Origin of the sequence: Streptomyces sp. WM6386 (assembly GCF_000972385.1) — a bacterium.
In the GTDB taxonomy this organism is placed as follows: Bacteria; Actinomycetota; Actinomycetes; order Streptomycetales; family Streptomycetaceae; genus Streptomyces.
On sequence record NZ_JXTE01000028.1, the window covers coordinates 1 to 23,416 of the forward strand.

At 69.7% G+C, this 23,416-nt stretch carries 22 protein-coding genes and 1 pseudogene; 12 read left to right on the top strand and 11 right to left on the bottom strand.

Going from position 1 to position 23,416, the window contains the following annotated elements:
* Together TN53_RS18765 and TN53_RS18770 are read right to left on the bottom strand one after the other, a co-directional pair.
* Nucleotides 1-276 (bottom strand): annotated as a pseudogene (locus TN53_RS18765) (DNA-directed RNA polymerase subunit alpha); the annotation flags it as partial.
* A 387-nt stretch (nt 277-663) separates the two neighbouring features.
* The gene (locus TN53_RS18770; protein ID WP_046259693.1) at nt 664-3,213 is read right to left on the bottom strand and encodes a discoidin domain-containing protein; all 2,550 of its coding nucleotides are present in this window, start codon (nt 3,211-3,213) and stop codon (nt 664-666) included.
* A gap of 230 nt (nt 3,214-3,443) precedes the next feature.
* On the opposite strand from TN53_RS18770, the gene TN53_RS18775 reads away from it, so the two are divergent.
* Entirely contained in the window at nt 3,444-4,520 is a 1,077-nt protein-coding gene (locus TN53_RS18775) for a dihydrodipicolinate reductase (protein ID WP_046259694.1), read from the top strand.
* Nucleotides 4,521-4,522: 2 nt separating this feature from the next.
* Nucleotides 4,523-5,011: a carboxymuconolactone decarboxylase family protein gene (locus TN53_RS18780; protein WP_046259695.1), complete on the top strand. Its 489-nt coding sequence runs from the start codon at nt 4,523-4,525 to the stop codon at nt 5,009-5,011.
* 35 nt (nt 5,012-5,046) lie between these two features.
* Here the strand turns inward: TN53_RS18780 and TN53_RS18785 are convergent, their stop codons facing one another.
* Complete coding sequence (locus TN53_RS18785) at nt 5,047-5,454, bottom strand: RidA family protein (RefSeq protein ID WP_046259696.1); 408 nt, start codon at nt 5,452-5,454, stop codon at nt 5,047-5,049.
* A 140-nt stretch (nt 5,455-5,594) separates the two neighbouring features.
* On the opposite strand from TN53_RS18785, the gene TN53_RS18790 reads away from it, so the two are divergent.
* The 3 genes from TN53_RS18790 to TN53_RS18800 all read left to right on the top strand — a co-directional run bounded on the left by TN53_RS18790 (nt 5,595) and on the right by TN53_RS18800 (nt 7,416).
* Nucleotides 5,595-5,975 carry a winged helix-turn-helix transcriptional regulator gene (locus tag TN53_RS18790; RefSeq protein WP_046259697.1) on the top strand — a complete coding sequence of 127 codons (381 nt, stop codon included), beginning with the start codon at nt 5,595-5,597 and terminating at the stop codon, nt 5,973-5,975.
* 155 nt (nt 5,976-6,130) lie between these two features.
* Nucleotides 6,131-7,129, top strand: coding sequence for an RNA polymerase subunit sigma-70 (locus TN53_RS18795; RefSeq protein WP_046259698.1), 999 nt, complete (start codon nt 6,131-6,133; stop codon nt 7,127-7,129).
* Nucleotides 7,130-7,134: 5 nt separating this feature from the next.
* Complete coding sequence (locus tag TN53_RS18800; protein WP_046259699.1) at nt 7,135-7,416, top strand: hypothetical protein; 282 nt, start codon at nt 7,135-7,137, stop codon at nt 7,414-7,416.
* Nucleotides 7,417-7,438: 22 nt separating this feature from the next.
* Here the strand turns inward: TN53_RS18800 and TN53_RS18805 are convergent, their stop codons facing one another.
* Nucleotides 7,439-7,876 (bottom strand): hypothetical protein, encoded by a 438-nt coding sequence (locus tag TN53_RS18805; RefSeq protein WP_046259700.1) that lies wholly within the window; start codon nt 7,874-7,876, stop codon nt 7,439-7,441.
* Nucleotides 7,877-8,044: 168 nt separating this feature from the next.
* Nucleotides 8,045-8,833 (bottom strand): heparin lyase I family protein, encoded by a 789-nt coding sequence (locus TN53_RS18810; RefSeq protein ID WP_046259701.1) that lies wholly within the window; start codon nt 8,831-8,833, stop codon nt 8,045-8,047.
* A 287-nt stretch (nt 8,834-9,120) separates the two neighbouring features.
* Between TN53_RS18810 and TN53_RS18815 the strand changes: the two genes are divergently transcribed.
* Both TN53_RS18815 and TN53_RS18820 read left to right on the top strand, forming a co-directional pair.
* Nucleotides 9,121-10,206 (top strand): exo-alpha-sialidase, encoded by a 1,086-nt coding sequence (locus TN53_RS18815; protein ID WP_234441633.1) that lies wholly within the window; start codon nt 9,121-9,123, stop codon nt 10,204-10,206.
* A 50-nt stretch (nt 10,207-10,256) separates the two neighbouring features.
* Nucleotides 10,257-10,610 carry a VOC family protein gene (locus TN53_RS18820; protein ID WP_046259703.1) on the top strand — a complete coding sequence of 118 codons (354 nt, stop codon included), beginning with the start codon at nt 10,257-10,259 and terminating at the stop codon, nt 10,608-10,610.
* Nucleotides 10,611-10,684: 74 nt separating this feature from the next.
* On the opposite strand, the gene TN53_RS18825 is transcribed toward TN53_RS18820, so the two are convergent.
* Complete coding sequence (locus TN53_RS18825; protein ID WP_046259704.1) at nt 10,685-11,470, bottom strand: AraC family transcriptional regulator; 786 nt, start codon at nt 11,468-11,470, stop codon at nt 10,685-10,687.
* A 70-nt stretch (nt 11,471-11,540) separates the two neighbouring features.
* On the opposite strand from TN53_RS18825, the gene TN53_RS18830 reads away from it, so the two are divergent.
* Both TN53_RS18830 and TN53_RS18835 read left to right on the top strand, forming a co-directional pair.
* Nucleotides 11,541-12,359, top strand: coding sequence for a phytanoyl-CoA dioxygenase family protein (locus TN53_RS18830; RefSeq protein WP_199924608.1), 819 nt, complete (start codon nt 11,541-11,543; stop codon nt 12,357-12,359).
* Nucleotides 12,356-12,667 carry a hypothetical protein gene (locus TN53_RS18835; protein WP_046259705.1) on the top strand — a complete coding sequence of 104 codons (312 nt, stop codon included), beginning with the start codon at nt 12,356-12,358 and terminating at the stop codon, nt 12,665-12,667. The genes TN53_RS18830 and TN53_RS18835 overlap by 4 nt, the downstream gene beginning before the upstream one ends.
* A 101-nt stretch (nt 12,668-12,768) precedes the next feature.
* On the opposite strand, the gene denD is transcribed toward TN53_RS18835, so the two are convergent.
* Nucleotides 12,769-13,785, bottom strand: a complete 1,017-nt coding sequence (gene denD / locus TN53_RS18840; RefSeq protein ID WP_046259706.1) for a D-erythronate dehydrogenase — start codon at nt 13,783-13,785, stop codon at nt 12,769-12,771.
* A gap of 332 nt (nt 13,786-14,117) precedes the next feature.
* On the opposite strand from denD, the gene TN53_RS18845 reads away from it, so the two are divergent.
* Nucleotides 14,118-15,317, top strand: a complete 1,200-nt coding sequence (locus TN53_RS18845) for a serine hydrolase domain-containing protein (RefSeq protein ID WP_046259707.1) — start codon at nt 14,118-14,120, stop codon at nt 15,315-15,317.
* A gap of 64 nt (nt 15,318-15,381) precedes the next feature.
* Here the strand turns inward: TN53_RS18845 and TN53_RS18850 are convergent, their stop codons facing one another.
* Together TN53_RS18850 and TN53_RS18855 are read right to left on the bottom strand one after the other, a co-directional pair.
* Complete coding sequence (locus TN53_RS18850) at nt 15,382-15,741, bottom strand: ArsR/SmtB family transcription factor (protein WP_046259708.1); 360 nt, start codon at nt 15,739-15,741, stop codon at nt 15,382-15,384.
* Nucleotides 15,742-15,946: 205 nt separating this feature from the next.
* Entirely contained in the window at nt 15,947-16,321 is a 375-nt protein-coding gene (locus TN53_RS18855; protein ID WP_046259709.1) for a hypothetical protein, read from the bottom strand.
* A 319-nt stretch (nt 16,322-16,640) separates the two neighbouring features.
* Between TN53_RS18855 and TN53_RS18860 the strand changes: the two genes are divergently transcribed.
* Complete coding sequence (locus TN53_RS18860) at nt 16,641-17,981, top strand: diacylglycerol/lipid kinase family protein (protein WP_046259710.1); 1,341 nt, start codon at nt 16,641-16,643, stop codon at nt 17,979-17,981.
* A 27-nt stretch (nt 17,982-18,008) separates the two neighbouring features.
* On the opposite strand, the gene TN53_RS18865 is transcribed toward TN53_RS18860, so the two are convergent.
* A complete protein-coding gene (locus tag TN53_RS18865) occupies nt 18,009-18,212 on the bottom strand; it encodes a hypothetical protein (protein WP_324609617.1) in 204 nt (67 codons plus the stop codon).
* A gap of 61 nt (nt 18,213-18,273) precedes the next feature.
* Between TN53_RS18865 and TN53_RS18870 the strand changes: the two genes are divergently transcribed.
* A complete protein-coding gene (locus TN53_RS18870; protein WP_046259711.1) occupies nt 18,274-19,449 on the top strand; it encodes a cytochrome P450 in 1,176 nt (391 codons plus the stop codon).
* A 162-nt stretch (nt 19,450-19,611) separates the two neighbouring features.
* Here TN53_RS18870 and TN53_RS18875 read toward each other — a convergent pair whose 3' ends face one another.
* Nucleotides 19,612-23,343: a helix-turn-helix domain-containing protein gene (locus tag TN53_RS18875; protein ID WP_046259712.1), complete on the bottom strand. Its 3,732-nt coding sequence runs from the start codon at nt 23,341-23,343 to the stop codon at nt 19,612-19,614.
* Nucleotides 23,344-23,416 lie beyond the last annotated feature (73 nt).

Below are 23,416 nucleotides of genomic sequence, written 5' to 3' on the forward strand. Positions count from 1 at the left end.
CGGCTCGTCGTGCTCCGAGGAGACGACCAGCTGCTTGATGTTGAGGATCAGGTCGGTGACGTCCTCCTTGACGCCCGGCACGGTGGTGAACTCGTGCAGAACGCCATCGACGCGGATGCTGGTGACAGCAGCGCCGGGGATCGACGACAGCAGGGTACGACGAAGAGAGTTGCCGAGGGTGTAGCCGAAGCCCGGCTCCAGCGGCTCGATCACGAACCGGGAACGGAACTCGTCGACGACCTCTTCGGTCAGAGACGGACGCTGAGCAATGAGCACGAGGTGTGTCCTCCAATGTTTGACGCCCGCTATGTGACGCCGTAGACCCTCGAAGGGTACGGGCGATACGGCCGTCGAAGACACCGAACCTGCCGACTCCGCCTGTCCACCAGCCAGTCGGCGACCGTGATCCACCTGGCGTGGAGCCCGACCATCAGCTGCTTCTGTCCCGGAGAGTCAACGCGAAGCCGGATCTCATGCAGCTAGAACGGGTTAGTCCGTCTCGTGTGTCGAGAGACGAGAGGAGGTCGTCTGTATCGTTCATCACACAACCCGACGGCCCCCCGCCATCGGGTGGTGCACCCACGAGGGCGTACCACCCGATGGCAGGTGACGACGCGCTGCGAGAGCGGGTTCAGCGGTGCGATGCACCGCCTGTCCCGTGGATCACGGGAACGAGGTCACCTTCGACGGCACGGTGTCCGTCCCCGAGGTCGGGGCGCCGGTGTCGTTGATGACATGGGCGTACTGGCCCTTGCCGCCCAGGGAGATCACCTGCAGGTTGTGCATCTTGACGCCCGCCTTCACCGGGACCTGGAAGCCGTGGTGCTGCACGATCGAGGGATCCGAGGTGTAGTTGCAGTAGCTGCCCAGGCCCCACGCTTCGTGCACGGCCACCGTGTCGGCGACCTTGTAGGCCGCCCAGCCGACCATGCCGTCGTGTGTGATGGCGGCGGCGTTGGGGGCGTCGTACGCCTTCTCGTTCTGGAAGAAGATCGTGCGCCCACGCTCACCGCTCCATACGACGTCGTACTTGTTGAAGTGCTCCACGAACAGGCCGGTTGCCAGGACGTCGTCGCCGTTGACGCGCAGTCCGTAGTCGGCCCGGTTGGTCTCCCAGCCGACGCCTTCGCCGTGATCGGCCCGCCATATCCAGGTGTGGTCGATGACGACGTCGTCGCTGTTGACCACGACGGAGTCCGTCGCCAGGCCGGGGCCGGCGCCGCCGATGCGGATGAACACGTCCTGCATGGTGGTCGGGTTGGCGGAGTGGTCCGCGCCCGCTCCGGCGGGGCCGATCCGGAGCAGGGTGTCGGAGCGGGTGGCACCGGCGTCGATGAGGAAGCCGGCCAGCCGCACGCCGTCGACGTCCGCGACGTGCAGGGCGTCGATGCCGCCGTCGGGCACGATGGTCGCCAGGCCGAGCCCGAGCACCACGGTGTCGGCGCGGGTGACGTCGATCGTCTGGTCGAGGTGGTAGACACCGGGCGTGAAGAGCAGGTTCAGGCCCTGGGCCAGTGCGGTGTTGATGGTGGCGGCCGTCGCGCCGGGCTTGACGACGTAGAACTGGCTGAGCGGCAGCGAGGTCCCGGCGTTGGCGGGCCAGGACACACCGCGGGCGTTGGTGCGCTTGGCGGGGACGAAGACCTTGTAGTCGTTGCCGTCGAGGTACAGGAACGGCTTCTCCCGGGAGATCGGGGTGGTGTCCAGCGTGGTGTACGGCCCGGTGTCGAAGTTGGTCGCCGGGGCGCCCTGGACGCCGGTGAACGTCATGTTCCACACGCCGTTGGTCCAGCCGCCCACGGAGCTGTCCCGGGTGTACCACTGCTGCTGCGAGTACGGGCCGACCGTACCGTCGATCTTGGAGTCGGCGATGTAGCCGCCGGAGGCCCATCCGTAGCCGTTGGGGGCGAGGTTGAGGCCGCCCTTGACGTGGATACGGCGGAACGGCGCGGCCTGGGCCACGGCCCAGCGGTCGGTGCCGTTGGACGGTGTGATCGCCAGGTTCTCCGCCGAACGCCAGAAGTTCTGCGTGGCGTTGCCGTTGAACCAGCCCGCGTCCACGGTGATGTCGCCGTTGATCTGCGTGTCGTCGGGGTTGATTCCGAGGCCGGAGACGGAGGTGTAGAAGCCGAGTTGGGCGTTGATGCCGTTGTAGGTACCCGGCTTGAGCAGGAACTGGTAGCGCCCGGAGCCGAACTGGGCGGACTCCTGCTGGGCGAAGACCTGGTCGAACTTCTGCTGGAGGTTCGGCGTGGAGGGGTCGACGACGATCACGTTCGGGCCGAGGTCACCGCCGCCTTCGACCGGGCCTGCGGGGCCGCCGGACGTCGTACGGACGGCGACTTCCCACAGCGAGTATCCGTAGCCCGTCCCGCGAGCCGTCCCCAGGACACGGACGTAACGGCCTGTTCCGCTCACGTCGTAGGAGGCGCGGCCGCCGGTGGCGCCGGTGACGCTCTTGAGGGTGTTCCAGTTCTGGCCGTCGGCGGAGGCCTGGAGCTGGAAGTCCTTGCCGTACGCGGCTTCCCAGTTCAGGTCGATCTTGCAGATGCCCTGGGACGAGCCCAGGTCGACACGCAGCCACTGCGGGTCCGAGGCCTGGCTGGACCAGCGGGTGGAGTCGTTGCCGTCGACCGCGGCGGACGCGGGGGTGCCGGCGTTTTCCGTCGAGGACGCCGAAGCGGTCTTTCCCTGCGCCGAGTCGGCGTTCGAGCAGGTGCCCGGCTGAGATGTCCCGGTGGTGCCGAACACCTGGAACTCCCAGACGGAGTAGCCCCATTGCGTCGCCCGGTGGATGCCCTGCAGACGTACGTACCGACCCTGGCCGGAGACGGCGAGCGTGTCGGTGCCGCCGTCCGAGCCGGTGACCGTGTGCAGGTCGGTCCAGGTGCTGCCGTCGGACGAGGACTGGATCTTGTAGTCCTTGCCGTGGGCCGTCTCCCAGTCGACGACGACCTGGCTGATCGTGGCGCCGGTTCCGAGGTCGACTTGGATCCACTGGTCGTCGGTGGCGGCCGAGGACCACCGGGTGCCGGTGTCGCCGTCGACCGCGTAGGCCGCGGGGGTGCCCGCGTTCTCGTTGGAGGACGCCGTCGCCGTTCTGCCCTGGGACAGGTTGGCGTCGGCGGCCGCGGCCACCGGTGGCTGGATGGTGGGCAGGGTGATCAGCGCTGCCGTGGCGGCGAGCGCGACACCCAAGGATCTGAGTCTCATGGAGGTCCCTGCGGGTGCGTCGGGAAAGGACATGCGGGCGCGCCGACAGCGGACGTGGCGGCATACCGACGCCACTGTCACGACGCTTAGTTCACGTCTTGATTTAACTGATGAGTTCCAAGTCCCGGCAAGCCTTGGAGAGTTGAAATCTTTCCGGGCCCAACTGCGCCGTATCCCTTTCCTCGCGCACGGCTATGGGAAGTTTTGGGGTCCGTCATTACCCTCCGCCCATGATTCCCACGGTGGTCTGGGGCACAGGCAACGTCGGACGCGCCGCCGTTCGGGCCGTCGCGGCGCATCCGGAGCTCAGCCTGGTGGCCGTGCTGGTGTCCGACCCCGCCAAGGTCGGCAAGGACGCGGGCGAGCTCAGTGGACTCGGCCGGCGTCTCGGGGTGGTGGCAACGGACGATGTGGCCGCGGCACTCTCCCAGGCTCCCCGCGCCGTCGTGTACGCGGCTTCCGGTGACGTACGCCCGGACGGTGCGATCGAGGACATCAGCCGTGCGCTGCGCGCGGGCGCTGTGGTGGTCACGCCGTCCCTGTACGGCATGTACGACTGCACGCACGCGCCTGCCGAGATTCGCGACGTGCTGCTGGAGTCCATCGAGGCCGGGGGCGGCTCGCTGTTCGTGTCGGGGGTGGACCCGGGGTGGGCCAACGACGTGTTCCCGCTGCTGGTGAGCGGGCTGGGGTCCGCCATCGATGCCGTCCGCTGTCAGGAGATCTTCGACTACTCGACCTACGACCAGGAGGAAGCCGTCCGCGACCTGATCGGTATGGGCCATCCCCTGGACTACCAGCCGCTGATGCTCGCCGAGGGCATTCCGACGATGATCTGGGGCGGACAGCTGCGCATGATGGCCCGGGCCCTGGGTGCCGAACTGGACGGCATCGAGGAGACCTTGGAACGCCGTCCCCTCGACACGTCCGTCGTCACCGACACGATGGGCGAGTTCTCGGCCGGCACTCAGGGAGCGGTGCGCCTTGAGGTGCAGGGCATGATGGCGGGCGAACCCCGCATTGTCATCGAGCACGTCACCCGCATCCATGCCACCTGTGCCCCGGACTGGCCGACGCCACCCGACGGTGGGGCGGGCGCGCACCGCGTGATCATCGAAGGCCGTCCCCGGATCGAGGTCACGGTCGAAGCCACGGACGAGGGAGAGAACAGAGCCGCCGGCGGCAATGCGACGGCGGCCGGCCGTCTCGTGAACGCCATCGACTGGCTCGTCGAGGCCGAACCCGGCCTCTTCGACGCGCTCGACGTCCCACTGCGCCCCGCGGTGGGCAGACTGGGAAAGAAGTGATCATGCAGATCGACATCCCCCAGGACGCCGACCCCATCCTGTACGTCTGGGGCGACCTGGTGCCCGGGATCGGCCCGGCGGCCAGCGCGTTCTCCCTGGCCGTCTACGAGAACACGACCCTCGGGCTGCGCGAGTTCGAGGCCGCCCGCCTGCGCATCGCCCAGATCAACGGATGCCTGTTCTGCCTGGACTGGCGCACCGAACGCGGCGGGGAGAAGGTCGAGGAGGGCTTCCTCGACGCGGTCACGCAATGGCGCACCACGGGCGCCTTTGACGAACGGACCCGGCTCGCCGCCGAGTACGCCGAGCGCTACGCCCTCGACCACCACGGCCTGGACGACGACTTCTGGGCGCGGATCAAGGCGCACTACAGCCAGGCGGAGATCGTGGAGCTGACCATGTGCATCGGCTCATGGCTGGCCTTCGGCCGCCTCAATCACGTCCTGGGGCTCGACACCGCCTGCACACTGCCGTCGGTAAAGCACCCCTGACAACTGTGGCCTCCCGCAGGACCGGAGACACACGCTCAGTCGAGGACTGCGGTGGCTTCGATCTCGACCAGATGCTCGGGAACGTCCAGGGCCGCAACGCCGATCAGTGTGGTCGGCGGCACCGGAGTGAGTCCCAACTTCGCGGTCGCCCGGGAGATTCCCTCCAGGAGCAGGGGCATCTTGTCGGCGGCCCAGTCGACGACGTAGAAGGTCAGTTTCGCTACGTCGTCGAAGGAACCGCCGGCCTCGCCCAGTGCGGTGGCGACGTTGAGGTAGCACTGCTCAACCTGCGCGGAGAGGTCACCCTCGCCGACCGTGACCCCTTCCGCGTCCCACGAAACCTGCCCGGCGACAAAGACCAGCCTGGAGCCGGACGCGATCGCCACCTGCCGGTAGACATCGATCTTCGGCAGGCCCTCGGGATTCTTCAGCGTGATGGTCATGCTGTCCGTCTCCTTGTCCGGGCCCCCGTGAGCCCGTGTTCGTCAGACCAGCCTCACGCGGTCTCTTGTGGTTACTAAGGAACCGTAGGAGAGTGAGCGATGACATGGAAGAACGCACTTTTCGGTGACTGGGGAACCTCATGGTGACCAAGCAGCTCAGCGGCTCGACGGACGATGCCAACCTGCGTCACGCCGACTCCCTGGCGCGGGAGATCTTCTCCGACGTCGCCAACAAGTGGGCACTCTTGATCATCGAGGCCCTGGGGGAAGGCACCCTGCGCTTCAGCGAGCTGCGTGTCCGGGTCGAAGGCATCAGCCACAAGATGCTCACCCAGAACCTGCGCATGCTGGAGCGCAACGGCCTGGCCGAGCGAACCGTCCACCCCACCGTCCCGCCCCGTGTCGAGTACACCCTCACCGAAGCGGGCAACGGACTGCGGGCGACGGTCGACGGGATGTGCGAGTGGACCTACCGCTACTTCCGGCACATCGAGTCCGCCCGGCAGCGCTTCGAAAGCTGACGGCCGGCAGCCGGATCAGGTGAGGCTCCCGGCAGGACAGGCAATCGACCAAGGATGAGAAGCGCCCAGCCGTGCCGGCCGAGCCTGGTGATGAGTTTTCGCGCCCACACCCGTCACACCTACGTCGGGACACGACGAGGCGGAAGGATGACGTGATGAGTGCGGACACGCGGCTGGAGGAGCTGGGCGGGAGCGGGCTGGGCGAGGTCGACGAGCCGGCGTTCTCGGGGCTGGCGGAGCGGCACCGGCGGGAGCTGCACGTGCACTGCTACCGGATGCTCGGCTCGTTCGAGGACGCCGAGGACACCGTGCAGGAGACGTTCCTGCGTGCCTGGCGGCGACGGCAGACCTTCGAGGGACGGTCGACGTTCCGGGCCTGGTTGTACCGGATCGCCACCAACGCCTGCCTGGATCTGCTCGCCAAACGCCGCCCGGAGCCCGCGACCGGCGGCGAGGTGCTGTGGCTGCAGCCCTACCCGGACCGGCTGCTCGACGAGCTGCCCGCGGGAGACACGGACGAACCGGAGGGCCTCGCCGTCGCGCGGGAGACGATCGAACTGGCGTACCTGGTCGCGGTCCAGCACCTCGCCCCGCGCCCGCGGGCCGTGCTGATCCTGCGGGACGTGCTCGGCTGGCCCGCGAAGGACGTCGCGGAGATCCTCGGGGACTCCGTCAACTCCGTGAACAGCGCGCTGCAGCGAGCCCGCGCCGGCATGCGGGAGCACCTGCCCGCCGAGCGGCAGGACTGGACCGGCGGCGAACAGGACGCCGCAACGCGCGAGCTGGTGCGCCGCTACACCGACGCCAGCGTGGCCACGGACATCCCGACGCTCGCCGCACTGCTGCGGGACGACGTCCGCTGCTCGATGCCGCCCACGCCGGGCCTGTATGTGGGCCGCGACGCGGTGGTGAACGACTGGGTCGAGAACGGCTTCGAGGGCATGAAGGGCCTGCGCGCCGTCCTCACCTCCGTGAACCGGCAGCCCGCCGTCGCCTTCTACCTCCGGCAGGAGCGGGAGGGCACGTACCTGCCGCTGACGATCGACGTCCTGCGCGTCACCGGCGGGGCGATCACCGAGATCATCACGTTCCACGACGACCAGTTCCCGCGGCTCGGGCTGCCCGAGCTCCTGCCGGCGGACGGCACGGAGTAGTCCCGGTGCGGACGCTCACGCTGCGCGGTGGCGCGCGTGTCGCGGTGGTCGCGGCGCAGTGGAACGACGCGTTCGGCGTCGTCACCCGCGGACGGGTACAGCTGGAGCTGCGCGACGGCGAGCTCGGTCCGGTCCTGGGACGCGATGCCGGGTTCTGGCTCCGCGGCACCGGCGTCCGCGCCCTGCGCAACCCCGGCCGTCGCACGGCCAGAGTGCGCGTCGTCACCCCGGGGCGAGGACCGTCGTATGCCAGTCAACCTCCAGAAAGTGGTACCGCGGCGCCATGAACTCGCGGATCAGGAGCGGGAGTTACTTCTGGTGGGGTGTGCCGAACTCTCCATCAGGTCCAGGCAGCAATGCCGCAAGGCGGGCGGCGGTCTTCTCTCCCGCTCGCTGCTTGACCAAGCCCTCTTTGGCAGCCGCGCGAAGCCTCACCGCGGAGCTGTCCTCCGTGCCTCTTGTCACCCGGACAGTGACCACCACAGGATTCAGACCGCCGAGACCACCACCGACGACGACACGCATCATCTCCTGGTCCCTGTCGTCCCCGACACGCATGGGCACCACCGGCTGCCCTCCCTCTCCGAGCACTGCGACGACGCGCTCCACGGCATCGCCGAACGGCAACGGGACGACGAGGTCGATCTCATCAACGTTCTTCCTCATCAACTTGGCCACAAACCCGGTCAAGCGACCGCCCAATGCGGCAAGCGCATCAGCCAGAATCTGGTCCTCGCCCTGGTCCACACGCCCCGCCCTTCCCCGCCGGACCTGTCCACGGAATCAGCCACACGCTGGTGAGCGGGAGCCCGCTTCCATGCTCTGGAGCAGGGTAGTTCACCCGATTCACATGTTCCGCGGGCCATGTCGACGCCGGGTCACTGGCCAGCGGGTCGTCGCGAACCGACGTGCCCGTCAGAGGAGTTGATAGCCACGCATGTTGCTGAGCAACAGGTAGCAGTTCTGGAGGGAGCCTGACGTGTCGCCCAGGGAACGATAGATGCCCCACTTCGGGCGGACACGGTCGGCGAGGAAGGTGTCGATGCCGGTGCGGGACTTGTCGATGACCGTGGTCGAGCCGTTCTTGAGGATCCAGCGCAGGGAACCCGCCGAGCCGTTGCCGACCTTGATCTGGAAGTCGACGTCGATCCAGCTGTCGTGCAGCGGCTCCAGCTCGGTGCGGCCGATGAGGATGTCGTCGGTGAACTGCTTCAACTCGATGGTCTGAACGCCGTTCACGCGGCGCAGCGACTGAACGACGACGGGCGAGGAGCCCGTGCCCGGCTGCTTCATCTGCATGATGTGGGTGAAGCTGGTGGTCGCCTTCAGGGAACTCGGTATGTACATCGAGTACGTGACCCGCCAGGTCTGGCCCTCGGTCCACTTGAGGTAGTTGCTGCCGCTGCCGTTGCGCAGGCCGGTGACCTCGTGGCGCTGACGGTCGGTGGAGGTGTCCCGGTCGACGGTGTGCATGGTGAAGCGCCAGTTGTTGCCGGTGGCGTAGATGTGCGGGGCGGCGGACGTGTGCGAGTCGGCGCGGTCGTCCTCGATGGTCTCGAAGGCGCCGAGTCCGTCGCTGCTCGCCGACGGGGACCACTTCAGCTGCCAGGAGGCGGCGTGCGCGGTGGAGGCGGGCAGACCGACCGTTGCGGCGGCCGCACCGCCGAACGCGGCGCCGAAAAGGCTTCTTCGCGTGGTGCTCATGACCGTTCACCTCGTCAAGTCAGTTCACGGATATGACCAATGTTCACTCACGAATCTGTCAGCGGAGTACAGGGTGGCGTCCCGACCATGCCGGGTCAATGGTCCAGACCGATAAGCCCGAGCCCTCAGGGCGGTTTCCGGCCAGGGCGCGACCAGTCACGCAGCGCTGCCCCTGCGGGGGTGAGTGCGCTTGGATTCTTTGTCGCGCTGACGCCGACTCGTGCCAGGATGCGGCAATGGTGTGGCTGAAAAGACGTGGGATGTGGACGCTCAGGCTCGTAACCGCGGTGAGTGCGGCGGTCGCGGTGGCCGCCTGTGGTGCGGCCGGCATTGACGACGGGGACTCCGGGGGCCGTGAGGCGAGGTACAAGCGCGCCATCGAGGACCCTCACCCGCAGCCCTCCGACGTCATCGAGGCGGCCGGCGCGCCCACCGGCGTGGTCCGCGCGGACGACGGTTCGCTGCTCCTGTCGTACGACCTCCGCAACGTCGAGGACGACGAGGGGCCGGCCGCCTTCGCCTGGCGCATCGTCGGACCTGACGGCCGTACGGTCGCCGAGCACGCGGAGCATGGGAATGCGGAGGCCACGCGGACCACGTTCAAGGGCGTAGCCGGGGGCTTCGTGCGAGTGCCCTCCGGAGAGGGGGCGGACGGAGCGTACTTGCTTGACGTACGCGGCAAGCGGCACAAGGTCGTCATCACCGACACACCGATGCGCACCCGGCCCGGCGACATCCTGCTCTCCGAGCCGGAGCCCACCCTCGTCTACCGAACGGCCACACGCACGGTCGCGCCCCCGGCCGGGGTGGCGGACGACGCCATCCTCGTCGCCGTCGACGAGCGGGGCACGGTCTGGAGCCTGGCACAGTTCCTTACCGATGAGCCCAACCGTGTCGTACGGCAGCGCGACGGTCGCACCCTTGGCTCCAGGGCCGTCCCGTACTCCGACTCGGGGGGCATCCTCGTCGCAGGAGGCGCCACCGCGGCGCTGTCCCTCACTCAGAGCGAGGACGTACGCGGCCTGCTGGTGACGACGGACGACGGCGAACACTGGCAGACGGTCCGCGACGGTGGCATTCCCTGGAAGACCCTGAAGGGTGGCCCGGTGTCGCTGGGCCTGGAGCTGCTGACAGACGGGCGGCTGCTCGTCGGCGAGGAAGGCGGCCGCTACTGGCTCGCCGACGACCGCACCAACCGTGCCTTCCACGAGCTGAGGACACCGGCACCCTTCACGTCGTTCGCCGTCGACGGCACGACGCTCTACGGCATCGCTGACTCGACGACGGCGACGTACGGCCTGGTCAAGGGCGAAGGACTGTGGATCTCTCACGACGGCGGGCGCGAGTGGCGGCAGTACAAGCAGCGCCGCTAGCGGCACGGCGGTGCCGGTCCTCGCGAGAGCCGTCCTGGCAAGATGGCGGTATGGAACGTGTGCTTGGTATCGGTGGCTACTTCATGCGGGCGGCTGACCCCGCGGCCCTGAGTGCGTGGTACCGCGATTGCCTGGGCCTGGACGCCGATGAGAACGGCATGTGGCGTCAGGACGCCGGGGTGACGGTGTTCGCCACGTTCGAGTCCGGGACCGAGTACTTCGGGTCCCGCGCGCAGCGAACCATGCTCAACTTCCGGGTCCGCGACCTGGACGCGATGCTCGCGCAGTTGCGCGCCGCGGGAGCCGATGTGGCCGAAGAGACGCAGGACATGGAGGGTGTCGGTCGATTCGGTTGGGTCACCGATCCCGAGGGCAATCGGGTCGAGCTGTGGCAGCCCGCCTGACCTCGTCGTCATGCAGGTGGTGACGTGCTGTCGCAGGCTGTGCCGAGAAGCCTGCTCTCTCGGGCCCGCCCCGCTCACGCACTCGCCGCCTGCCGCACCGCCCGCGGTGACGCGCCCAGTTCCTTGCGGCAGGTCTTGTTGAACGCCTGGAGGTCGGAGATGCCGACCGCGGCCGCGATCGCCGGGATGGCCAGGGTCGAGGCGATGAGGAGGTGCCGGGCGCGTTCCATGCGACGGTGTCTGATGTAGCCGACGACGGTGGACCCGGTGTCCTCGCGGAACAGCCGGGTGAGGTGGGTGTGGGAGACGCCTGCGGCGCGGGCGATGGCGGGGATGTTCAGGGGGCCGGCCAGGTGCTCCTCGATGTGTGCGATGGCCGCGCGTAGGGCGGGATGCCGGGGGCCTGGGCTGTTGTCTGCGGTGCCGTTCAGGGTGGTCGTGCGCCACAGCACCGTCCACAGCTCCGCGGAGGCGCGCGACGGGGACTGCGTGCTCGCCGCGACCGTCCGCCTCAGCAGCCCGCTCAGCGCAGCCGCCTCCGCACCGGCATCCTGCATCGCCGGGAGGCGGCGCCGCTCTCCGGAGCCGGGCAGCCGGAAGTGGGCGTAGAGATGCTCGCAGCGCGGGGCGTCGTAGTGGAAGTGGACCTCTGTGTCGGGTGGCACCAGGCTCACGTGGCCAGGCCGGATCGGGTGCGAGACGCCGCCGAACGACAGCATGCCGGAGTAGCTGTACAGATGGAGCTGCCACAGCCTGGGCAGCCGGAAGACCTCGTGCGGGCCTGCCGACCCGTGCACGCCCACGCCCGCGTTCGCCACGTGGGGCGGCTGATCGAGGGCGAGCTCCACCTGTCGCTGCATGGTGGAAAATTACCAGTGCTCGCTGATTAGAGCCCACGACAGGGGCGGCGATGACTTTTACGGTCGTCGTATGTCAACCACACGACAGCTGTTGAACTCCGTCGAGGTGGCGCGGTTCGTGGCTCACGGTTTCCTGCGCCTGGACGGCATCGTGCCCCGGGAGATGAACGAGGAGGCGCTCGGCGTCTTCGCCACCGGGCTGCCCGCCGTGCCGTACGGCACTCCTGTGCCGGAGGCGTTCCCCGAGGGCTCCTTCGCCCGTCGGCTCGTCGAACTCCCCGCTGTAGCAGGCGCGTTGGAGAGTCTGGTGGGAGCGGACCCGAGCGTCGACCATCACTTCGTGCACACCCGCGAACCGCACGAGGGCAGCGCGCAGCCGCTGCACGCCGACGCCCTCATCGATGTGCGGCCCGACGCGTTCGACGTGCAGCTCATGTACTACCCGCAGGAGGTCACCGCGGACATGGGCGGCACGCTCGTCGTACCGGGCAGCCATCTGCGCCGTACCAACGAGTCCGACACCGGCCGCTACCAGAACCTGCTCGGCCAGACCCGGCTGACCTGCGCGGCCGGCACCGTCATGCTGTTGCACCACGGCATCTGGCACGGCGGGCGCCGCAACGACAGCGAGACCGTCCGCCACATGTACAAGATCCGCTTCAACCCGACCCTGCCCCAGGTCCGGTTGTGGGACGTCTCGGATCTGGACTCCCCCGCCGTGCCCTCCGAACTGGGACGCACCTTCCCCTGGTACGAGCCGGCCACCGGCCGACTGGAGATCCACAACCGGATCCGGCTGTGGCGCACCCTGACCGGCGACCCGAGCTTCGACATCGACCACTGGGCCACCCGTATCACCAACCGGCCCGCCCTGAGGAGCCAGGCATGACCATCGCCGACAGCGAGACGACCGGGACCGCCGCACGCACCACGCGCCAGCAGGTGCTCGTCCTGTACCTGGCCACCTCCGCCCTCGACTCGAACGTGGTCGGCTGGGCCCGCTACGACGGCACCGGCGCCTCCTCCCCCACCACCGGTGACAGCGACGAACCCCCGTACCGCACCGGTGTCGCCGCCCTGCAGGACGGCTGGCGGCTCTTCCAGGCCGCCCAGCTCATCCCTCCGTATCCGGGGGCGGAGCACGAAACGTCCTTCCTCAAGCATGAGTTCTTCTTCGAGAAGCTCGTCGACCTGTGAGATGCCGATCGGGCGGGTTCGCCTCGACCACTGTGGTCCGGGCGTGGAGGATGCGGCGGCGCGCGCCGGCCTGTCCGACCCGGGGGAGCAGCAATCAGTCGTCACTGCAAGTGATCCGCTACCGTCCCGGGATGTTCGGCGAGGTACTCCCGCACCACCGTGTCGAAGCTCGCTTCGGGCAGCAGGCGCAGGTCCGCCGCGCGGCGGTTGTCGAAGACCGCGGGCCAGGAGCCGACGAGTGCCTCCACGGCCGGATCAGGTGCGAGGGTCACAAGATCGGCAGTCTTGGCGCCCGCCACTCTCCGCAGGGTGGCGAGCATGTCGGCCACCGAGACGGTCAGAGCGGGCACGTTGACCGGCATCGCCCCCTGCACTCGTCCTGGCCCGCTGCCGCGCTCGGCTTCCGCGATACGGAGCACGGCCTCGATCGTGCTCCGCGGCGAGGCCAGGGCCACCTTCAACTCGGGGGCGACCGGGCAGACGGTCGGCCGTCCGGCAAGCGGCTCGCGGATGATGGCGGAGACGAAACCGGAGGCGGCCGCGTTCGGCCTGCCCGGCCGTACCGCGACGGTCATCAGCCGGGCCACACGCCCGTCGACGAAGCCGCGGCGGGTCATGTCCGCGACGAGGTGCTCGCACATCAACTTCTGCGTGCCATAGCTCGATTGCGGTGCCGGCAACGTCGTCTCGCTGACCATCGGCGGGAGTCCTCCCGCCGGCAGAGGGCCGTAGACGGCGAGGCTGCTGGTGAACAGCACCCGCGCCACCGGTCCGCCGCTCGCCGACTGCTCCCGCGCGGCCTGCAGCAGCGCACGCGTGGCGTCCACGTTGACGCGCATCCCGAGGTCGAAGTCGGCCTCGCACTCGGCGGACACCGCCGCCGCGAGGTGGAACACCACGTCCACCGGCTCCGCGAACACCTCGCCGAGGTGGTCGACCAGGTCGGCGTCGACCGTCTGCACGAGCGGGTCCACGGCCGACGGACCATCGGGCCAGGCAACACGATCGACCAGCACCAGCCGGGTGACCGGTGCCGCGGCGAAGGACCGCGTTCGCAGGAGTTCCCTCACCAGCAGGCGTCCCAGGAACCCGGACGCCCCCGTCACGACGATCCGCACCCGCCACCCCCCCCTCACTGGACAACCGGCACGTCACACGATGGCGCACCCGGCCGCTTCGCGACACCACACCCCATCTGCTTCCGTGTACGGAAATCTGCCCTGCCGGCGCTCGATCAGCCGGCAGCACACTCCGTCGCAGCGAACCGGCGCGGCCGTACGCAGTCCGACCCGCACGGTTTCGGCGAGTCGCAGGTTGTAGTGCGTCCCAGCGACCTGCGCGGCGCCGAACGGGTGGATTTGTGTGGAGGGCGGCCGCGCGCGGGACTGGCTCCCAGGGCGCGGATGGTGACGTGGCTGCCCCGACCCAGACCTGGAAGAGGCACCGAGTCGTGAAACGTACCTCCGCCCGACGTGTCTTCGCCGCAGCGCTGCTCGTGGCGTCCGTGCTGGCCCCGATGGCGGCTACTCCCGCCACGGCCGCACAGGCCGTCGCCTCCCACCCATCCCGGCCGGACGACTGCCCGGCGCACGAACTCGACCCCAAGCTGGCCTCGCGGCTGGACAAGGCCATCGAGAAGGTCCGTCAGCAAACCGGCGTCCCCGGCGTGGTCGCCGGACTGTGGATGCCGGGCAAGGGCAGCTACGTCCGTGCGACCGGCGTCGCCGACACCGCCACCCGCAAGCCGATGACCTCCGATGTCTTCGTCCGGATCGGCAGCGAGACCAAGACCTTCACGGTCACCGCGCTGCTCGAGCTCGTCGACGACGGCCTGGTCGGACTCGACGACCCGATCTCCAAATACATCCACGGCGTACCCAAGGGCCACCGGATCACGTTGCGTCAACTCGCCGAGATGCGCAGCGGCCTCTTCCCCTACACCGCGGACGCCGGCTTCCAGCACGACCTGCTGAGCAACCCCAAGCGCTCGTTCACCCCACGGGAGCTGCTGGCGTACGGCTTCAAGCACAAGAACACCTTCGCGCCCGGCAAGCAGTTCGAGTACTCCAACACCAACCTCATCCTGCTCGGCCTCGTCGTCGAAAAGGTGAGCGGGCACCGCCTCGCCGACTTCATCGAGAAGCGGGTGCTGGGTCCCGCCCGTCTGTCCCACACGTTGTTCCCGCGGGACTTCGAGTTCCCTCGACCGCACCCCCGCGGCTACACCAACCAGACGCTGACCGGTGAGGTCACCGACAGCACCGACTGGAACCCCAGTTGGGCCTGGGCGGCCGGAGCGATGATCTCCGACCTGCACGACCTGCGCCGCTGGGCGAAGATCGTCGCCACGGGCACACTGCTGCGGCCGCAGACCCAGGAGCAGCGGCTCAAGATGCTGCCCACCGGCCACCCCGGCACCAGTTACGGCTTGGGCATCTTCAACAGCGACGGCTGGATCGGGCACAACGGCTCCATCCCCGGATACCAGACCGTGACCGTCTACCTTCCCTCGAAGAAGGCCACCTTGGTGTTGATGCTCAACACCGACATCTCGTACGAGGGCCAGGAGCCGTCCTCGCTGTTCGCCCGGGCGATCACTGAGATCGTGACGCCGGACAACGTCTACGACCGACCGCTCCCCACGAGCTAGCGCCCGGATCGCCGCGGACCGCATCGCATCCCGGTGTGCCGAGAGCAAGGTGAACCGGTTGCCGTCACCTGGTGGGATGCAGCGGTTCGGGCGGGGTGTCGATCTGCCGCAGCTCTGCCAGGAGCTGGTTCCGGCCGGTGAGGAGTTCGGTGAGGATACGGCGGGCGGCGCGCAGGAGTTCGGCGACGTCGCCGCCGACGAGGGCGTAGCGGACGGTGGAGCCCTCTCGTATGGACACGACGATGCCGGAGCGACGCAGAACGGCCAGTTGCTGCGAGAGGCTGGACGGCTCGATCTCGATGTCGGCGAGCAGGTCCCGAACGGACACCGGGCCGTCCTGGAGCAGCTCCAGCACCCGGATGCGTACGGGGTGACCGAGCATGCGGAAGAACTCCGCCTTGACTTGATAGAGGGGGGCCTGCATGTCTGCTCGCTCCTGGTCGGGTGGGGGCGACGGGGCTGCCGGGGTGCGGCGGCATCCGAGTACACCGCCGCACCGCATGCCACCCTCGGATGCCGATCCTTCATGCCCCGGGTCCGCCACGACCGCACATTGGAATCATGCTGATGTGGTGACTTGAAGAAGTCTTCATATGACGGGCAGACGTGGCCCAGGGTCTTCGGCCGCGCTAGATCTCCATCGCCTCCTCCACCCGCTTGAGCTGGTGGCGGGCCATCGCCAGGTTCGAGCGGGCCTTGTCCAGGACGAGGTACAGGAACAATCCGTTGCCGGTGCGACCGGTGACCAGGCGGATCAGGTGGTACTGGGAGTCCAGTGTGATCAGGATGTCCTCGATCCGGCCGTTGAGACCCAACTGCTCCATCGTGCGCACCTTGGCCCGGATCACATCCGTGTTGCCGGCCGCCGCGACCGTCAGGTCCAGGTCCTTGCCCCCGCCCAGTGTGCCCAGCGCCATTCCGCTGGTGTAGTCGACGACGGCGGCTCCCAGAGAACCCTCGACCCCGGCCATCATCTCCTTGAGCGACACTTCCACACTCGCCACAACGCCTCCCCTTGCATGCCGTTGACTGCGGCGGACCGATGCTCCCGACCCGCCTCGGTCTCCGGACCGTATGCACGCCGTCCGCACGCCACGACCGAGTCTTTGACACTGACCTGTGCCGACCGAACAACGGCATGCCCGGACCGTTCGACAGACCGGAAGTGCCGTGACCGGCCACGAAGTTGACGCCCCCGCCCCTCTCGGCGAGCGACGCCCCGGCGAGCGGTGCGCCGGATCGCGGGGGACGACGGTTCTGTCAGGGATCTGCCAGAGTTCGGTCGTGCGAGGTCGAGGCGGGTTTCCCGGACGGAGAGAACAGTTGGCCGTGGACGTGAGCAGACGGGCCTATCGAGGACAACGGTGGGCGGCGAGGGTGGCATTGGCCGCTGCCGCCCTCGCGGTCCTGGTGCCTCTCGGCTACGACGGCCTGGCCGGCGTGCTGCTTCTGGTGTGCGGCGCTGCCGGCCTGGCGGTCGCCGCGGCTGCGGCATGGTGGACGCTGACCCTGCGGGGGCCGTTGCGCTGGGCGGCGGGCGTGCTGGCCCTGGCCGTCCCCGCCTCAGTCGTCGCCCTGTTCGCCGCCACGCTCTTCTGGGCGCTGCCGGCGTCATTGGCGCTGTGGGGCGTGGCCGTGTGGAGCGGCCGGTATGCGTTGCGCGGCACCGGAAGCCATCGGGTGCGGAGCAAGGAGCACCGTACGCCTCCGCCGCAAAGACCGTTCCTGATCATGAATCCGCGCTCGGGCGGCGGCAAGGTGGACCGCTTCGGGCTCAAGGAGAAGGCCGAGCGGCTCGGCGCACGGGTCGTCCTGCTCGACCCGGACGAACAGCAGGACATCACGGCGCTGGCCCAGGCCGCCGTCGCGGAGGGTGCGGATCTGCTCGGTGCCGCGGGCGGCGACGGAACCCAGGCCCTGGTCGCGGCCGTCGCCGCCGAGTACGGCATACCGTTTCTCGTGATCAGCGCCGGCACCCGCAACCACTTCGCCCTGGACCTCGGGCTCGACCGCGACGACCCCGGCGCCTGTCTCGACGCGCTCAGCGACGGTGTCGAACTCCGCGTCGACCTCGGCTTCGCCGGTGACCGTCCCTTCGTCAACAACGCCTCCTTCGGGGCGTACGCGGCGATCGTGCAGAGCCCCTCCTACCGGAACGACAAGATCGGCACCAGCCTGGACCTGCTGCCCGATCTGCTCACCGGTCAGCAAGGTGCCCGGCTCACCGCGAAGGCGGGCGACACCACGCTCGACTCTCCTCAGGCGGTGCTGGTGAGCAACAACCCTTACCGGACCGGTGATCCCTTCGGGTTCGGCCGTCGCGACCGGCTCGACACCGGAGCGCTGGGGGTCCTCGGCGTACGAGTGGACAGCGCGGCCGACGCCGCCGCGCTGCTGCTCGACCCGGAACCGGCCGCGCTCACCGTCCTGACCGTCCGCGAGGTCGTCGTAGAAGCTGACGGCGCGGAGGTGCAGGTGGGTCTCGACGGCGAGGCCCTCGTCCTGCCCTCTCCGGTCCACTGCCGCATCGCGCCCGGCGCACTCGCCGTCCGAGTCCCCCGGAAGCGGCCGGGGGTGTTGCAACGTCAACCCCGCCTGGACTGGCGCCGGTTGCGGAAGCTTGCGGCGACGGTCGGCCGTACGGCTGCCCCACGCCGTACGTGACGGTCACCGCCGACCTGGCTCCCGGGGTCAGAGGGATGCCAGCCAGGCCACCGTGTCGTTGGGGTGGCCGAAGCGGAGGGTGTCGAGAGGGGCGAAGCGGGGATCGCGGACACGGCGCTCGATTTCGCGGCGGCGGACCCCGTGTTGCGACCAGGCCCACCACGCCGGGTGTTCCCGGCTCAGCCAGCCGGTCCCGGCGCCCCGGCGCAGTCCCCCGACCTCCGCGCCCATGGGAGCGCTTTGTTAGCGTCAGCCGTGTGGACGGTTCCCTGCTCCCCGGCCGGAGCGCGCGATGAGCGTCGTCGAGTCCTGCCCGCTCGGCGCCGCGACCACGCTGGCCGAGCTCGCCCGGGATCCGCATCCGCGCCTGGCACTGCTCCGGGCGCGGGAACCGGTGTCGTGGGTGCCCGAGTTGGGCGGCTGGCTGGTGACCCGGCGTGATCTCGCGTTGAGCGTGATGCGGGATGCCGAGACCTTCACCGTCGATGACCCCCGGTTCTCCACCGCGCAAGTGGTCGGCCCCAGCATGCTGTCCCTCGACGGTGACCGGCACGCCCGGCACCGCGAGCCCTTCAGCGCGCCCTTCCGTCCCCGGGCCGTACGTGAGGGTTTCGCCGCGTTCATCGAGCGGGAGACCGACACCCTCATCAGCGCATGGGAGCCGGTGGGCGCGGCCGAAATACGGCGCTCCTTCGCCGGACCCCTCGCGGTCGCGGTGGTGACCGAGGCGCTGGGGCTGGCCGGCACCACCGTGGACACGGTGCTCGCCTGGTACGACGCCATCGTGCGGTCGGTCTCGGACATCACCGCCGGCCTGGAGGCGGGAGCGGCGGGTGTCACGGCGTACGCGCAGCTGCGCTCCGCGGTGGAAGCCACCGTCGCCGACCGCAACACGTCCTCCCTCCTCGCGGCAGCCGCCGGACAGCTGACCGTGCCCGAGGTGGCATCCAACGCCGCGGTGCTGATGTTCGGAGGCATCGAGACCACCGAGGCGATGATCACCAACGCGCTGCTGCACCTGCTGCGGCACCCCGACCAACTCGCTCTGGTCCGGGCCGACGCCGGTCTGCTGGACGGCGCGATCGAGGAATCACTGCGCCTCGAACCCGGCGCCGCCGTCGTGGACCGCTACGCCACTCGCGACACCGTGCTCGGCCCGGCCACCATCCGCCGTGGTGACCTCGTCACCGTCTCCCTCACCGGCGCCAACCGCGATCCTGCCGTCTTTGCCGACCCCGACCGGTTCGACGTCCGCCGCGAGAACGCGCGGCTCCAACTGGCCTTCGCACACGGCCCGCACTACTGCCTCGCCGCCCACCTCGCGCGCCTGGAGACCCGTATCGCCCTCCAGCGCCTCCTCCAGCGCCTTCCCGCGCTGCGTCTCGACCCCGACCACACCGCGGCCCCGTACGGCCTGGTCTTCCGCAAGCCGGCCGCGCTGCACGTGCGGTGGGGACGGGCGGCCTGAGCCGCCCTCACCGGGCTTTCGGGCGAGCGGGCCGCAATACGGATCTGCCGCGTCGCGCCGCCTGAGCGCTCTGGCGGAAGTGCGGTGGTGGACCTGCGGGCCGGTAGGGGCTGGTCGCTCAGTTCCCCGCGCCCCTTACGGGGCGGTGCCGCACCGGACGTCCTATCGCGCGGTCTCCTGGCAGCCGGTTTCAGTTGAGCGTGTGTCCGGGTAGCGGGCCTGTTCCACCGGGGTGAGGGTGCGGTCGACGGCCTCGCAGATGGTGCGGATCGCGTGGGTCACGTCGGGCAGGTCGACGTTCCACAACCCGACGGAGCCGCCCGTGCCGATCGCCAGGGTCCCTCCGTCCGGGCTGAAGGCCACTGCGCCGGGTGAACGGGCCGGCAGGGTGATGCGGCTCTGGCTGGTGGCGAGGTCCCACAGCTGGACTCCTCTTGCGGTGCTTGCGGCCAGGGTGCGCGCATCGGGGGTGAAAGCCAGGGACGACACCTCAGTGCTCACGCTGAAGGTGTCTTCGAGCCGCCCGGTGCGCGTGTCCCACGTCTTCACGAGTCCGCTGCTGCCGCTCGCGGTGGCCAGGGTGTGGCCGTCGGGGCTGAACGCGAGGATCAGCAGGCTCCGGGGGCCCGGGTCGATGGTGCGCTGTGTGCGGCCGGTCGCGGCGTCGAACAGCGTGATCCGGTCGCCGCCGGTCTCGATGTCCACGACGGCGAGTGTGTGACCGTCCGGGGAGAATGCCATCGTCCTCACGGGTTGGCCGTGGCTGGTGTGGACGGTGCGCAGTTCGCCCGTTGACAGGTGCCAGATGCGCACCGATCCCTTCTCGCCGACGATGGCGAGCCGTGTCCCGTCGGGACTGAAGACCGCCGTGAGGACGGCGCCCACGGCACGGCTTTGGCGAAGGCTGCCCGTGGCGACATCCCGGACCTCGATGACCCTGCGGTTGACGGCCGAGGCGGCCAGGGCGCGCCCGGTCGGGCTGAATCCCACGGCCACGGGGCGGGAACCCGTGACGGGCGGTTGTTGTCCCCGAACTGCCAGATCGGTGTCGGGTGCCGGGGCGGCTTCGGGTTCGCCGGTCCTGGCATCCCAGAGCTGTACCGACCCACGGCCCAGCGGTTGTTGGCGGACCGTGGTCACCGTGCGTCCATCACGGCTGAACTGCATGTCGGTGACGTACGTGCCGGATCGGCCCGGCAGCGTGGTCCGCGGGTGATCAGCGGACAGGCGGTGCACGCGGATGGTGGGGCTCGCGTTGCTGCTGGTGAACAGGGTGCGGCCGTCCGCGCTCAGTGCCACGCTCATGGCTCCCCGTCCATGGAGGCCGACCGTCACGGTGGTCCGCGCCGTACCGGAGGCGGTGTCCCAGAGTCGTACCGTGTCTCCTGGACCTTGGAGGGCGAGGGTTCGCCCGTCCGGGGCGAAGGCCATCCCGTGCGACCCGATGGGAACGTCCTTGATGGTGTGCCGGACGACGCCGGTGGCCGTCTCCCGCAGTTGCACCGAACCGTCGGTGCGGACGAGCGCGTACGTCTGACCGTCCGGGCTCAAAGCCACCTCGCTGCCCGTGATTTGGCCGTCGCGGGAGGTTCGGGTGCGGCCGGTCGTCACGTCCCACACCCACACCCCCTCGTTGGGGCTTGCTGCGGCGACAGTGCGTCCGCCGGGGCCGAAGCCGACCGCCTGCGGGTCGGGGTGGCTGGTGAGGCTGTGGCGTGTGCGGCCGGTGGCCATGTCCCAGACCCGTACGGCCCTCGGGGAGGAGGCGGCCACGGTACGACCGTCAGGGCTGAAGGCCAACCCGCGTACCGAACCGTCGGGCACGGGGAAGTTTCTGATCTTCCTGCCGCCGGCCGGATCCCACAGGGTCACCCTCGCTCCGGTGCCACCGGAGGTAGCGACGGCCAGGATGCCTCCGTCGGGGCTGAACACCGCGGCCTGGCTCCCTTCATGGCTGCTGTCGAAGGCGGTGAAGGTGTCTCGGAGCCGGCCCGCGGGCAGATTCCAGATCCGCATTTTGCCGTCTCTGCTGGAGATGGCGAGGGTCTTTCCGTCCGGGCTGAGGGCGATGGCGTCCACGGGCTCGGTGCCGCCGGTCAGGCGCTTGCGCAGCGGGAGCGCCACGGCGGCGTAGAGGGCGGCGGTGGCTTCGCGGGTCGGGCTGGTTCGGTAAGCGCGCACGGCGAGCAGTGCGGCGAGGTCGGGGTCGGAGTCCAGCAACGTGCTGGACTGGGCGGCCAGTTGCCGGGACTGGGCCATGTGCTGGGCGGTGACCGCGCTCTGCCACTGCCCCACGGCCAGGCCGGCGGCGACGAGGGCGAGGCACAGGGCGGCGGTGACCGCGGTGAGCACCAGCCGGTACCGGCGGCGGCCCCTCTGCTCGTGGTCATGGCTGGCATCGAGGAAGGCGTGTTCTACGTCGGTCAGGTCCTCGCGCGATGCGCCGGCGAAGTGTTCCTGGGCTGTGGCGAGCCTGCTTCCCCGGCTCAGAGCGCCCGTCTCGCGGCCCAGTTCCCTCCAGGCGTGGGCCGCTTCGGTCAAGTTCCGGTGCGCACGCAGGCGTTCACGGTCTTCCTCGATCCACCCGCGCAACCGGGGCCAGGCCGTGATCAGGGCCTCGTGGGCCATCTCGACGGTGTCGGCGTCCAGGGTGAGCAGCCGCGCCCCGGCGAGTGCCTCCACGACCGTGGCGGTGTCGCCTCGGTCGGTGCCGGGCAGTTCCGCGCGCTGGACGGGACGGCGGGTGTCGGGGGTGCCGTCACCGGGGGTGACCAGGCGCAGCAACACCCGGCGGGCGGCAGTCGCCTGGCTGTCGGTGAACCGGTCGTACACCTGCTCGGCGGTCTTGGCGATCGCGCCGTCCAGGCATCCGACCGCCTCGAACCCCGCCATGGTCAGTGTCTTGCCGCGGCGGCGGCGCCAGGTCTCCAGCAACGCGTGGGACAGCAGCGGCAACCCGCCCGGCGCGTCGGTGACCTCGTTGACCAGCCGTGCGGTGAGGGCGCGTTCCACGGTCAGCCCGGCGGCCGCGGCCGGCTTGACGACGGCGTCGCGCAGTTCCGTCTGGCTCATCGCGCCGGCCAGGAGGTTGGCGTCGCGCAGTGCGTCGGCCAGGTCGCGGTGCTCGGCGCAGCGGCCGTAGAAGTCGCCACGCACCGCCAACAGCACCCGCAGGCGGCTGCCCGGTCGCCGGGCTGTCAGTAACAGGTCGATGAAGCGAGCGCGCTCGGCCGCGTCGCGGCAGAGGGTGAAGACCTCCTCGAACTGGTCGACGATCACGAACGTGTCCGCTTCCGCGCTGCCGTCGCGGGCTGAAGCGGGTACGAGGAGGGGTGCGTGGCTGCGGGCGGGGTGTTCGCCCGGTGTCAGGATGCGGATCGCGGCCGGGCGCAGGCCCGGCTCCTGAGCGCGCCGGAGAGCGGGTATCAGGCCGGCCCGCAGCAGGGAGGACTTGCCGCTGCCGGAGGGGCCGAAGACCGCGGCGAACCGTCGGCCGCGCAGCAGATCGACCAGGTCGGCGGTGAGCCGGTCCCGGCCGAAGAACAGGCCGCTGTCCCCGGTCTCGAACCGTGTCAGGCCCCGATACGGCGTGAGTGATCCGTCCTCGTCCCCGTAGCCGTCCCCGGCCGACTCCGCCACCGCCTCCTTCCACCGGGCCTCCCATTCCGCCAGGTCGCCGCCGCACGCCCCCGCATAGGCCAGGGCCACCGGAAGCGTCGGCAACTGCTCGCCCGCCGCCGCCTGCGACAGCGTGGTCACCGAGTAGCCCGCCCGCTGCGCCAGCGACCGGTAGGTGATCCCGTCCGCCTCCGCCCTCAGTTTGCGCAACTCGAACGCGAACCGCTGCACCGGCCCCGCCGCCGGATCCAACGGCACCTCACGACGCCCCGCCACACCTTCACCCCCTTCAGCTGCCCCCGCATCGGGGCAGCCGATGCATGCACCTCGATGACACCCGAAAGCCCGC

Bases quoted from the DNA above. Each gene is read 5' to 3' on its own strand.
- TN53_RS18810 (WP_046259701.1), bottom strand. From the start codon at position 8,833: ATGAGCACCACGCGAAGAAGCCTTTTCGGCGCCGCGTTCGGCGGTGCG.
- TN53_RS18850 (WP_046259708.1), bottom strand. From the start codon at position 15,741: ATGCAGGCCCCCCTCTATCAAGTCAAGGCGGAGTTCTTCCGCATGCTC.
- TN53_RS18795 (WP_046259698.1), top strand. From the start codon at position 6,131: ATGAGTGCGGACACGCGGCTGGAGGAGCTGGGCGGGAGCGGGCTGGGC.
- TN53_RS18830 (WP_199924608.1), top strand. From the start codon at position 11,541: ATGTCAACCACACGACAGCTGTTGAACTCCGTCGAGGTGGCGCGGTTC.
- TN53_RS18785 (WP_046259696.1), bottom strand. From the start codon at position 5,454: ATGACCATCACGCTGAAGAATCCCGAGGGCCTGCCGAAGATCGATGTC.
- TN53_RS18770 (WP_046259693.1), bottom strand. From the start codon at position 3,213: ATGAGACTCAGATCCTTGGGTGTCGCGCTCGCCGCCACGGCAGCGCTG.
- TN53_RS18870 (WP_046259711.1), top strand. From the start codon at position 18,274: ATGAGCGTCGTCGAGTCCTGCCCGCTCGGCGCCGCGACCACGCTGGCC.
- TN53_RS18790 (WP_046259697.1), top strand. From the start codon at position 5,595: ATGGTGACCAAGCAGCTCAGCGGCTCGACGGACGATGCCAACCTGCGT.
- TN53_RS18825 (WP_046259704.1), bottom strand. From the start codon at position 11,470: ATGCAGCGACAGGTGGAGCTCGCCCTCGATCAGCCGCCCCACGTGGCG.
- TN53_RS18865 (WP_324609617.1), bottom strand. From the start codon at position 18,212: ATGGGCGCGGAGGTCGGGGGACTGCGCCGGGGCGCCGGGACCGGCTGG.
- TN53_RS18775 (WP_046259694.1), top strand. From the start codon at position 3,444: ATGATTCCCACGGTGGTCTGGGGCACAGGCAACGTCGGACGCGCCGCC.
- TN53_RS18835 (WP_046259705.1), top strand. From the start codon at position 12,356: ATGACCATCGCCGACAGCGAGACGACCGGGACCGCCGCACGCACCACG.
- TN53_RS18820 (WP_046259703.1), top strand. From the start codon at position 10,257: ATGGAACGTGTGCTTGGTATCGGTGGCTACTTCATGCGGGCGGCTGAC.
- TN53_RS18780 (WP_046259695.1), top strand. From the start codon at position 4,523: ATGCAGATCGACATCCCCCAGGACGCCGACCCCATCCTGTACGTCTGG.